The organism is Ehrlichia ruminantium str. Welgevonden, assembly GCF_000026005.1.
GTDB lineage: Bacteria > Pseudomonadota > Alphaproteobacteria > Rickettsiales > Anaplasmataceae > Ehrlichia > Ehrlichia ruminantium.
Window position 1 is genome coordinate 1,380,054 of record NC_005295.2, and the last position, 12,628, is coordinate 1,392,681.

10 protein-coding genes are annotated in these 12,628 nt (G+C 27.4%); 6 read left to right on the forward strand and 4 right to left on the reverse strand.

What is annotated here, in order from left to right:
- Positions 1–1,580: 1,580 nt before the first annotated feature.
- From ERUM_RS04315 to ERUM_RS04330, 4 genes are all read right to left on the reverse strand, one after another.
- Positions 1,581–1,958 carry a TrbC/VirB2 family protein gene (locus tag ERUM_RS04315; protein ID WP_011155478.1) on the reverse strand — a complete coding sequence of 126 codons (378 nt, stop codon included), beginning with the start codon at positions 1,956–1,958 and terminating at the stop codon, positions 1,581–1,583.
- A 293-nt stretch (positions 1,959–2,251) separates the two neighbouring features.
- Positions 2,252–2,590: a TrbC/VirB2 family protein gene (locus tag ERUM_RS04320; RefSeq protein WP_011155479.1), complete on the reverse strand. Its 339-nt coding sequence runs from the start codon at positions 2,588–2,590 to the stop codon at positions 2,252–2,254.
- Between the two features lie 944 nt (positions 2,591–3,534).
- Complete coding sequence (locus tag ERUM_RS04325; RefSeq protein WP_011155480.1) at positions 3,535–3,891, reverse strand: TrbC/VirB2 family protein; 357 nt, start codon at positions 3,889–3,891, stop codon at positions 3,535–3,537.
- A gap of 1,462 nt (positions 3,892–5,353) precedes the next feature.
- A complete protein-coding gene (locus ERUM_RS04330; RefSeq protein ID WP_011155481.1) occupies positions 5,354–5,728 on the reverse strand; it encodes a TrbC/VirB2 family protein in 375 nt (124 codons plus the stop codon).
- A gap of 805 nt (positions 5,729–6,533) precedes the next feature.
- Between ERUM_RS04330 and hflK the strand changes: the two genes are divergently transcribed.
- The 6 genes from hflK to ERUM_RS04360 are packed head-to-tail and all read left to right on the forward strand — an operon-like array spanning position 6,534 to position 11,754.
- Positions 6,534–7,604, forward strand: a complete 1,071-nt coding sequence (gene hflK / locus ERUM_RS04335) for an FtsH protease activity modulator HflK (RefSeq protein ID WP_011155482.1) — start codon at positions 6,534–6,536, stop codon at positions 7,602–7,604.
- Positions 7,605–7,615: 11 nt separating this feature from the next.
- Positions 7,616–8,488: a protease modulator HflC gene (hflC, locus tag ERUM_RS04340; RefSeq protein WP_011155483.1), complete on the forward strand. Its 873-nt coding sequence runs from the start codon at positions 7,616–7,618 to the stop codon at positions 8,486–8,488.
- Positions 8,488–9,918 carry a Do family serine endopeptidase gene (locus ERUM_RS04345; RefSeq protein WP_011155484.1) on the forward strand — a complete coding sequence of 477 codons (1,431 nt, stop codon included), beginning with the start codon at positions 8,488–8,490 and terminating at the stop codon, positions 9,916–9,918. Before hflC ends, ERUM_RS04345 begins: the two co-directional genes overlap by 1 nt.
- 7 nt (positions 9,919–9,925) lie before the next feature.
- Positions 9,926–10,540 (forward strand): outer membrane lipoprotein carrier protein LolA, encoded by a 615-nt coding sequence (locus tag ERUM_RS04350; protein WP_011155485.1) that lies wholly within the window; start codon positions 9,926–9,928, stop codon positions 10,538–10,540.
- The gene (gene rnc / locus ERUM_RS04355) at positions 10,541–11,224 is read left to right on the forward strand and encodes a ribonuclease III (protein ID WP_011155486.1); all 684 of its coding nucleotides are present in this window, start codon (positions 10,541–10,543) and stop codon (positions 11,222–11,224) included.
- On the forward strand, positions 11,221–11,754 hold the full coding sequence (locus tag ERUM_RS04360) for a cytochrome c oxidase assembly protein (protein ID WP_011155487.1): 534 nt from the start codon (positions 11,221–11,223) through the stop codon (positions 11,752–11,754). The genes rnc and ERUM_RS04360 overlap by 4 nt, the downstream gene beginning before the upstream one ends.
- The last annotated feature ends 874 nt before the right edge of the window (positions 11,755–12,628 follow it).

Here is a 12,628-nt window from a genome sequence, read left to right on the forward strand (position 1 = left end):
AGACATAAAATTAACATTTTATTTATTCTAAAATAAAAATAAATGACTCACAGATAACAACATCACAATCTATAAAATAAACATACATACACTGATAAGTCTACTACTAATAGGTTAATACTAACCTTAATATTACACTAAAAAATTATATTAAATACAACCGATTTAAAGACTTGAAAATACAAAATTGTACAAATTCATTAGAGTAATCTATATCAATACACTACACTTAACACAGGCTATAACATAATAAGTAAATTACAAAGAGACAATATTATAAAACACTACTAAAATTTATGTCACATAATAGCTATTATAAAATAAGAATTTTATATTTACAGAATATATATTTATTTTTTAAAAACACAACAACATTACTACACTCACACTTACTGTGACAAATCCATCCACAACTTCATAATAGTATACCTCTTCAATTACTTAACACCACATGACCAGTTAAAACTTAAAATACTGTTTAATTATAAAACAATATTTAACAAATATTTAAATCTTATATACCTGTTTTATAATTTAATTTTAAAATATTACTTAATTATAACAAGTCTAAAGAAACTTCCCATACCTATATCAAACACTTTATATTGTCATAGATAATTCTTATTTCTTAACATCCTGATTATTGGAATATTATTAATTACAACTAAGTTTAAAAGTGATTTATAGCACATATACCTAAAACATACTGGACAAATGACACAACACATATAAAACCCACCCTATATTCATAAGTTGGTAAAATTACTTTTATGCCATTTTATCAATTACTAACATTAATATATAAATAACAACAAAGTGACTATCGCTATAAAACTTATATCATACCCATATACAGAAAAACACTATATACTACAATTAAAATATTACTCCAAAACTAATATCATAAAACTTACAATTTGATATTTATCAACGGCAATAGATTACAGAAACTTATCAATACATACCGATCTACCACAAAAAAAAATCTTGTAGAGACCTTATTACACAGCAACACCCTAATCATGTAAGTTATTAGGACATCTTATTAAAATACTAAAAAAATAAAATAAGCAATGTTTTGTTATGCTACTGATATTAGTAATATATACCCACTTTCACAAAACTAATACCATATCCTTAAAACATAAAAAGACTACACATGATAACAATAGAAAGCAAAATACCAACTTTTATACATAAAAAATACTAACTAAACTATGTCCACATCTCATCTTAGATTATTAGCTAATAAACTACATATACTACCAAATAATTCACTTTATTTTATCAAATATTTATCATCATCCTTATTAATTAAAAGCATATTTGCTAAATATATACAATAAACATTGTATTTTCTTATATATGTTCACCTTAAACCAACCATGACCCTTACTAAACCAACTTTGGCTTCCAGGAAAGATTGATGAAGTATATACAAATTTTAACAACCCATTGATATTAAATCATGTTATAAAAAACAATACATTAATGTAGCAATACAATACTAAGAAAGAGGCATAACTTTTTTAGACAAATTTATACATTAAATTAACACCTATTTAGTATGAATATGATACCTAATGTGTAATAACAGCACCTGCAGCCTTATCAGTTCTATATTTTTCACAAATATCCTTATCAGTATCCTTAACTTGACCAACCCCATTAGCAAATTTATGCATCAACTTACCAGCTCCAAAAAATATCGCTGTAAATACAACAAGCATCACTATTGCTGGCCATGGTAACTTACCAAATATCGCCATTATACTCGAACCTAATATTACTCCCGTCATAATTGGTAAACCTAATCTCTGTACAAAATTGATAACATTACATATAACTTTAGTTACAGTATCATCATCACCATTTGTAGCTGCAGGTGCTGATTGAGCATGAACTATATTACACATAAACCCCATAAATACAAAAAACACTAACAAAAATTTAATCATACACACTCCATAAGTAAAACCATTAATAATCATTCACTACATATCTTATTTAACAGATTATAGTCACTATGTTACACCAAATTTTTTACAAATACCACATACTTTTCAAGTAAGAAAATATATTAATTAAAGTTTATATACAACATGTTTTCAAGCAATACTCATTAGAATAAGTTAAATTATAATTAGGATTACATAAGCTACCTTTACCCCATTTTATATAGGAATATAACGAGCCCTAATATATTAATAGCATAAGTTTGAATAACAAAAATTAAAACTACTGCAATTCATCATTTACAAATCTCTCCGTTAGAATTCTCCTTCATTACATCAAGTCCATTAGCAAATTTACTAATTAATTTACCAGCACCGAAAAATATCGCTGTAAATACGACAAGCATAACTATTGCTGGCCATGGTAGTTTTCCAAATATTGCCATTATACTTGAACCTAATATTACTCCTGTCATAATTGGTAAACCTAATTTTTGTACAAAATTTATAACATTACATATAACTGTAGTTACAGTATCATCAGCAGATGAACCAGTACTTGAAGCTAACTGAGCACTAGTCATATTACCTATCAATCCCATCACTACAAAAAACATTAACAAAACTCTAATCATACACACTCCATAATGTAAAACCAGCATAATATTTACAACTATTATAATTCACTCTTTAATAAATCATAAATATTTTATTACATTAAAAATTGCATAATATACTATTTACTTATCTTCAAACAGAAAAGCATACCTAATATTAATGCTTGTGTACTAACTCATCACAAAACGATATCATTAGTAAAAAATCTCAATAGCCTTTCATATAAACCAGACACTCAAGCTAATAAAGTAGCGCATCAATCATTTGCATACCAAATTTCATAGAAACACTTAATGTAGTTTTTTTGTATTAATGACAAATATCCTTGCTGTTACCTTATTTATGAAAATGTAGTTGTCAATTTACCAGTACCAAAAAATACTTCTGTAAATACAATAAATATTCCATAGCTCACCATGACAATTTCCTAAATACTATCATTATATTTAAACCTAATATTATTTGAGTCGTAACGGATAAACTTAATTTTTGTACAAAATTTATAACATTACATATTATTTAAAGTCACACTTGTATGATCTTTAATATTAACTGAAATCTTCAGAAGAAATAGTGACAACAAACACACTACTTATATAAACCATATAAGATTGTAAAAATACTAAAAAAATTTAATCATATACATTTCGTTAAATATCATAAATACACTTTTGCTAATTATTATTCTATAAACAAATTTAATACTTTATTTATACCAAGCATTATTATCAAATACTAATATCTCACAAAGTTAATATTAGTACTAACTTTAGATAAAATTTACATAACAATGCAATTCAAAAAAGCAGATCTACAAACATAATATTATCTACTATTTTACAAGTTAAAAAATCAACCACATATTTCTCAAACTTTTACATATTATATAAATACTGCATACTAAATATAGTTGAACTAAAGACTTTAACAAACATATATATGTTTGTTAAAGTTGAGATACTCATTTAACTAACTGGTTTTGCCCCCCCCCATTATTAGGACAAACTTCTCCTGTCTGAGTACCATTTACTCCACCTGCAAATTTAGTCATTAATTTACCAGCACCAAAAAATATCGCTGTAAATACAACAAGCATCACTATTGCTGGCCATGGTAACTTACCGAATATTGCCATTATACTTGAACCTAATATCACTCCTGTCATAATTGGCAAACCCAATTTTTGTACAAAACTTATAACATTACACATAACTTTAGTTACACCAGTATCATCATTAGCATTACTATCCGCAGCAGCAGTAGATACATTACCCATTAACCCTATAATCATCAAAAATACTAACAATATTCTAAGCATACACACTCCAACATCAACTTACAAAAACTCTCATTATTCCATTGTTTATTATAGATTATAATCACTTGTATTATACCAAATATTGTATAAACTCTACACTTTCTCATGTAAGAAATACACTTATAAAGCGTACACCTCTTAATGTATCTCAAGTCCATATTAGTTTTAGCTAATGATGCTTACTTCTTATATGATAAATAATAGTTATAATTTTCTCTTTTTATTACACATTACAAACATGTACTAATTACAGTACATTATACACGTTTAGCTACAGACATAATATTTTAAATCTTATCTATCACATGTTATAATATATTACGTAGAGCTTTAGTAATCAAGATACAATACATTATACCATCTAAAGCGCATCATTTTACTGTCGATTTTCTATATTATAAGAAAATACATCAAGTATTATAATCAGTATAATCATTACAACAAAAACACTAATACCCTCAAACTATAACAAGTTTACATAGTACACCATAAAATTGTTAATTTATAATAAATTAGTGATACCATATAATATTACTATAGTTACATATTGATGCAGCAAATGGTTATATTTAAAAAAAATTATTTTGATATATAAAAATACAATTGGAATATAGACAATAATACAATTTTTAGTAGGTGTTAAATTAGTATTAATTAAAGAAAAATAATGATTATAAAAAGATTTTTTCTCAAAAAGTTTTTACATTTAAGCATGACTATATTTAACACATAAAATAAACTATTCAATAGCTAACTCAAAACTATAAATCTTTCTAAAACCGCTCTTTTAAGTTACAAAATCAATAAAAAATATTGGAACATACCTGCTATAGTCAGAAGTTTTATTACATTCTAAACTTTAAATGTAGCACATGATAAAATCAAATAAGGAACTTGTATAAATAATCAATACACAGTCATTTTATTATTCACATAGTACATGTATTATGTGTTTATCAATCAAAAAAAATTCTTCAAATATGTACAATCCACATACGTTAAAATGAATAAAAAAAAATACTCTTATAGTGACTGTGCCTTCACACATTTTTCATCTAAATAAAATAGCAACAATAACTAAAACTACACAACATAACAAAGAAGAAATTACTATAATCTTTAGGGTTATATTATCAATTTAGTACATCTTTAAACTACAAAAAAAGATATGTTAAGAATTCAGATCAACTAACTTTAAAAAAATACATATTTAATATAATTTTTATTACTAATTGCAAAATAGTAAAAAAATCACAGATATGTATAAAATCATAGAATTAATTTATAAACATAACATAAACCAATACAGTTGATACTTTAATAAACTTTATAGTATTACTCGGATTATAACCTATGTATAATCATACAAGGTATAATATCGAGCAACACTATCAAATATTACATACAAACTGATGTTATTACACTTTCAGAAATCACAGTAGTAGTTACACAAATTAGTGTATTATTTTTCTGCAATATCTGTACAATCAAATTTCTTAGCGTCTGATATCCCCTGCACCCCACCTGCAAATCTAGAAATTAACTTACCAGCACCAAAGAATATTGCAGTAAACACAACAAGCATTACTATAGCTGGCCATGGAAGTCTTCCAAATATTGCCATTATACTTGAACCTAATATTACCCCTGTCATGATTGGTAACCCTAATCTTTGTACAAACACAACAACATTACATATTACCTTAGTAACTGCATCATCATTATTTTGTTGTTGACTTGGATCACTAGCATTACTAATGCCTGGTAGTACTAACATACATAGTACTAAAAATAAAAAGGCTTTTCCTATAAAACATTTACCTATATAACCTACCATTAAAACCCCCAATAATCTATGAATAACACATACTTAAGAGATAAAAAGACTCTTGTTCATCCTTATCTACACCATAACAAATAAAAGATTTTTCCTAAAAATTAGTTTATAGCATAGCGCATTGTTTGTTATTTCATAACTAAAATTAACCAGCTTTGCAAATTTTAATATATCAATTATTTTTATACACAAAATGGTTAAACTAACTCCATTAGAAAAAACTAATATTAAAAAAAACAATATATTATTATTTATAATATCAATCTGTATATACAAACTACTAAAAAGTCAATTTAATATTAATTAATATTAAACAACCAACTCACAACGTTAAGTATAAGTTCAACTTTTAACAGCATATATAGCAAATTTAATTTATAAAGTAAATCAGCAAATATTAAATAATATTATTAAAATATTAAAAGATATTAAATAAACAAATTTTAAACTTATCTATTTTTCATGTTACATATCAGCTCTACTCTAGTAAAATCATCTCATTATTTTGTGATTTAATTATTGACTTTTTATATGATTAATTAACTTAGATTGATAAAAATGCTTTTAGCAAAATCAATACATAAGATACATTTCACTTTTAAATAATATGTTAAAATTAAAGTTTGACATATTACAATTTTTAATAAACTATAAAATACTTAAATTTATGTCAAATAGTTATTTCTTTAGGTGTGAATTAATAAGCCAAGAATCTCTATTGATAGATTTCAAATTTTATTGTATAAACTAGTTGGATGCTTAAGTTGGTATTGAGCATATTTTTAACATTTAGGTTAGGGTAATTATGTTTGATGATTATGATCCTTGGAACAATAATAATACCACAGAAAATAATAGACCTAAAAACTATAAAAACTCAAATGACATCAATAAAGTTATAGGAAAATTTAGTAGCACATTTAACTCGTTTTTAAAAAACAAAAAAAATACCCAACCTAATGGTAACGGCAAGTTACAGCTAACAGTTGCAATATTAACATTTTTACTCCTATATATGGGATCAGGGTTTTATGTAGTGGAGCCAGAAGAAGAAGCTGTACAATTAATATTTGGCAAATATTACAACACTGTAGGACCGGGATTACGTTACCACCTTCCATCACCTATCGGAGAAGTTACTAAACTAAAAGTAAAAACTGTTAATAGAGAAGAAATAGGCTCACGTTTTCACGTAGATAACACATTAGGACATGGTGAAGGTGTGATGTTAACAGGAGACGAAAATATTGTTCATATTAATTTTGACGTACATTGGCGTATAAATAACGCATATAATTATTTATTCAAGGTAAGAGACAATCAAGCTGGGGATACAGTAAAAAATGCAGCAGAAAGTGCAATGAGAGAAATTATTGGAAAGAGTTCAATTTCTTTTGCAATTGAAGGTAAAGGAAGAGCTGCAATATCACAAGAAACCAAATCTTTACTACAGAATATTCTTGATCACTATAACATGGGAGTAGAAGTTTTATCAATCCAACTCAAAAAGGTTGATCCTCCAGAAAAAGTTATTAGTTCTTTTAGAGATGTACAAAGTGCACGAGCTGATAAAGAAAAGCTAATTAACGAAGCATATGCATATCGTAATCAGGTTGTGCCAAGAGCCAAAGGTGAAGCCATAAAGATTAAGTTAGATGCAGAAGCATATGAAAGTGAAGTAGTAAACGCTGCTGAAGGTAATGCCCAAAGATTTCTTGCAATATATAAAGAGTATGCTCAGCAACCCACAGCAGTACGTAACAGACTATACTTAGAAACCATGGAAGAAATATTAAATAAAAACGACAAAGTTGTCTTTACTGATGATCTTAAGGGTATGCTGTCTCATTTTCCATTAATAGAACCTCAAAAATAATAGGTAAGTTCATGAATAAATCACCAGTTAAATTGGTATTAGGCATTCTTGCTGCTATAATGGTAATTGTATTATTAAATTCAGTGTTTATTATAGATGAATCACACCAGTCAATAGTTTTACAGTTTGGACGTGTTGTTAGGCAAATAAACACTAGTGGCCTATATTTTAAGATGCCTGTGATACAAAAAGTCGTATATTTTGATAAAAGGATCATTGATATCAGCCCTGATTCAAGGGAAGTAATTGCTGCAGATCAAAAAAGATTTATTGTGGATTCCTACGCAAAATACAAAATTGTAGACCCTATAAAATTTTACCAAACAGTTAGAAACGAAATAGGATTACAAAATAGGCTCAGTTCTATAATTGAATCTAATATTCGTGAAAAAATAGGTACAGTATCACTAATTAATTTTTTAAATGGAGCAAGATCAGAAGTCATGACTGTAATACAAGAAGGTGTTAGTAAAGAATCTGAAAAATTTGGAATAGAAATGATAGATGTAAGAATAAGACGTGCAGATCTACCAGAAGAAAATAGTACTGCTATATTTAGGCGAATGCAAACAGATCGAGAAAAAGAAGCAAAGGAAATTAGAGCAGAAGGAGAAGAAGCTTCTCAGCGCATAAAATCTGATGCAGATTTACAAACTCGTATTATTATTGCAAACGCAATAAAAGAAGCACAAATAATACGCGGGACTGGAGAAGCAAAAGCATCAAAAATCTACAATGATGCCTTAAAAAATGATCCAGATTTTTTTAGTTTTTATAGAACCATGCAGGCATATAAACAAGCTTTTAATAAAAAAAATACAAAAATCATTTTATCACCTAACAATGATTTTATTAATTTTTTTAATAAGCAGGGAGGTAATTAATGAGGAAATTTTTATTAGTTATATCAGTACTATTACTAACAACCGTACCATTAGTTAGTTCATCTTCTGAAGATATTGAGCAATATGATCCAAGATCAGGGTTTTCTCGGCTAATTCAAGATTCAAGCCCAGCAATAGTAAACGTTAGTATAATTCAGGATTCATCATCCGAACAACTTTCTATGTTATTAAATTTTGAAGAGCTATTAAAAAGTTTAGTTGAAGGAAAATCAATTAAAAAAGCTGTACCTGAAGAGATATTAAGTTCAGGCTCAGGTTTTGTAATTGATAAATCAGGCATTATTGTAACTAATTATCATGTTGTACAAAATGCAAAAGAAATTTTTGTTACATTTAGTGATAATAAGTCTGTACCAGCAAAACTTTTAGGTATAGATCCACAAACTGATCTTGCAGTATTAAAAGTTGAAGTTAACCAAAACCTTCCATACTTAAGTTTCGGTGATTCTAACTCTGCTAAAGTAGGAGATTGGGTAGTTGCAATAGGTAATCCATTCGGCCTCGGAGGATCTGCAAGTATTGGTATTATATCTGCACGAGCAAGAGATTTAAAAATCGGAGCAACAGAATTTCTACAAACTGATGCAGCAATAAATAGCGGTAATTCTGGCGGTCCATTGTTCAATATACATGGAGAAGTAATCGGAATTAACACAGCAATGATGTCAACACAACGTGGAGGAGGTAGTATAGGAGTTGGTTTTGCAATTCCATCTAATAGTGCTATTCCTATAATTAAAGTCCTCTCTCAAGGTAAAAAGGTAGAACATGGTTGGCTTGGTATAGTAATGCAGCCCGTAACAGAAGAGCTAATAGAACCTTTTAAGTTAAAAGAAGTAACAGGAATTTTAGTAACAACTGTAGTTAAGGATAGTCCAGCAAATAAAGCAACTATATTGCCAGGAGACGTAATACTTGAGTTTAATCATAATAAGGTCACTACTGGATCACAGCTATATCAATCTGTACTAAGATCTAAGCCAGGTAGTGATGCAAATATCTTGATATCACGTCATGGTAAATTAATAAATTTAAATGTTAAAATGGGAAAATTTGAGGACCCTAATTTACAGGATCAGAGTAATGAGATCTACCAGAATATAAAAAACGTTTTCCAATCACCTGAATTAGGTTTAACAGTAGGTAACATAGAACCTAATATGCTACCTAAATGTACAGAAGATACTATCACAGGAGTAATAGTATTAAAAGCAGAACATGGAAATGATGCCCCAAGTAAAAATTTAAGGAAAGGAGACGTAATATCACAAATAAACCAACTAGCAGTAGCTAACATATCAGATTTTAAGAATGCCATAAAAAAAACAAATAGAAATAAGTCTGTAGCATTGCTTGTCCACAGAAATAACTTTCCATCAATATTTATTCCTGTTAAGTTAAAGAAGTAAGTAAACTATGCAATTGAGAAAGTTACTATGTATATTTTGTTTAGCAGTTTTGTTAAACTCATACTATATCTGTAATGCATACTCAATTAATACAAAAACAGATAACACAGTTAAAACAAATTCTCTTACATATTTTGATGCTGTACGGTCTTTTAAAGCAGATTTTATGCAAATTTCTTCTTCTGAGGATATTCCACGTTATGGATATGTTTTGATGAAAAAACCAGGGTTATTGAAATGGGATTATTATCCCCCTACTCCAGTATCTATTGTAATTAAAGGTACAACTATTTCTTACTATGACAGAGAATTAGAAGAATATTCTTATACCATTGTTAATAACCCTATAATTGGCCTACTCAGCTCTGATATAAAAAACATATCAACTATAGATTTTATAAATATAGATACAGTAAATAACCAAAAAATTGTAACTCTGCATGATAAAAAGTCAGACCTATATGCAGAAGTTATTTTTAATACTGACCCAATTACTATAGTTGGATTAAATATATTAAATCCAGATTCTAAAACCAGCATTCAATTTTACAATATTAGCAGTAATATTCCTATTGATAAAAGGGAATTTAAACATGATATATCCCATTATTATTCAGAATAAATGATCACAAATGCTATATCAAAAATTATCAAATATGATTTTAAAAATACTCAATTGCTTAATGAAGCACTAACTCACCCAAGTGTTCTTTCTAAAGACAATAATAATTTCAATTACGAAAGACTTGAATTTTTAGGAGATGCTGTGCTAAATTTAGTAATTTCCGAAATGCTATTCAATATTTTTCCCTATGATACAGAAGGTAACCTTGCAAAAAAGAAAACAGCTTTGGTTTGTGGAACAAAACTAGTAGAAATTGCACAATCTATAAATTTAGGAATATTTATTATCATGTCAGATGGAGAAAGAAGTTGTGGTGGAGCTAACAATTCTAACAACTTAGAAAATGCATTAGAAGCATTAATAGGTGCTATATATCTTGATGGAGGATTAAAAGCAGCAAAAGACTTTATTTTTCTATTCTGGAAAAATTCTGCAACACATATGAAAGTACCACCACAAGATGCAAAAACTATCTTACAAGAATGGGCACAAAGTAAAGGATTTCCTGCACCAAGTTATCATATAATAAACAAATCTGGCCCAGATCACAATCCTTGTTTTACTGTAGAAGTAAGGATCAATTCACATGAAACATTACATGCAACTGGTCATAACAAAAAACTAGCTGAACAGAAAGCTGCTAGTCTAATGTTAGCAAAAATTAATTACAAAATAAAATGACACAAAAAGCAAAAAATACTATCTATTTATTAATATTAATCATACTATCTATGTTATGTTTAGTATATGCTTCAGTACCATTATACAGCATATTCTGTAAAGTTACAGGATATGGAGGAACCGTCAGAACAGCTACAGCAACACAATCTAAACTCGGTAAGACTACCATTAAAATAAGATTTAATGCAGACATAAATAAAGAACTTCCATGGAAATTTTATCCTGAAATACCTTACACAACTGTCAAACCAGGAGAACAAAAATTAATTTTTTATAGAGCAGAAAATTTAACTAATGAATACGTATCAGGTATGGCTGTATATAATGTTACCCCTTACAAAGTAGGTAAATATTTCAATAAGGTAGCCTGCTTCTGTTTTACCAAACAAACGTTATCTCCTTATCAAAAAACTATTATGCCTGTATCATTTTTTATAGATCCAAATATAGAAACTGACCCTGAAACATCAGATGTAAAGTTAATCACTCTCTCATATACATTTTTTAAATATAAGGAAAACACAAAATAATTAAGAATATATAATAAACATCTCAGAAATAAAAATAACCTTTTAATATTTAAGATAAAATACTGAACTCATAGCCATAGCAATTATTTAAACTCATATAATATTTAATACTATTTAAATATAAAAAATATACTGTATATTTTTGTATATATATAGACCTAAATAGTTGCAGTAATAATATGAACAAATATTTACTTTATAGTTAGTAGATAACAAAAACTTTAGTAAATATCTTGCCTTTAATTATAACAAAACATTATAAAAAAATGAAAAAAGTCATTACTTTAATACATACTAAAGGTATTACTCATAACCATTTAAGTTACATATAAAAAACCCACTAAATCGTCAAAACTAACAAATACCCTTCTTTCACAACAAGCACACAACAAAAAACGAAAAAAAGCTTCCCATAATTATAACACGTAAACTAAACATTGAAGTTATGGCTTGATAACAACGTTAACCTTTAAAGGATATGAAAAAATACATAATATTTATAATTAGGACATAATAACAATATTCACAAATACCCTAGCTCTAAGCTATAACAACAATTCGTTTAACACATACCCAATAATACTGAAGGTATAGTATACAATAACTTAAAGCTATACAAGGAAACCAATAAGTCAAATATTAATAAATATACTTTTCCCTCAGCAATCTAATAAAAAATACTAGTAAAGAAAAATAGTGTTCAACCTTCAAAAAAATAATTAAAATTACAATGACTTATGTATTAATATAAAAAACCACACAAATGTTACATAAGATGACATTTCTAATACTTATATAAAATCCCAAATTTATACAACATTTCAAATACATAAATTGTATAATACGTTGTTAAACACAACTAAATCTTATTAGA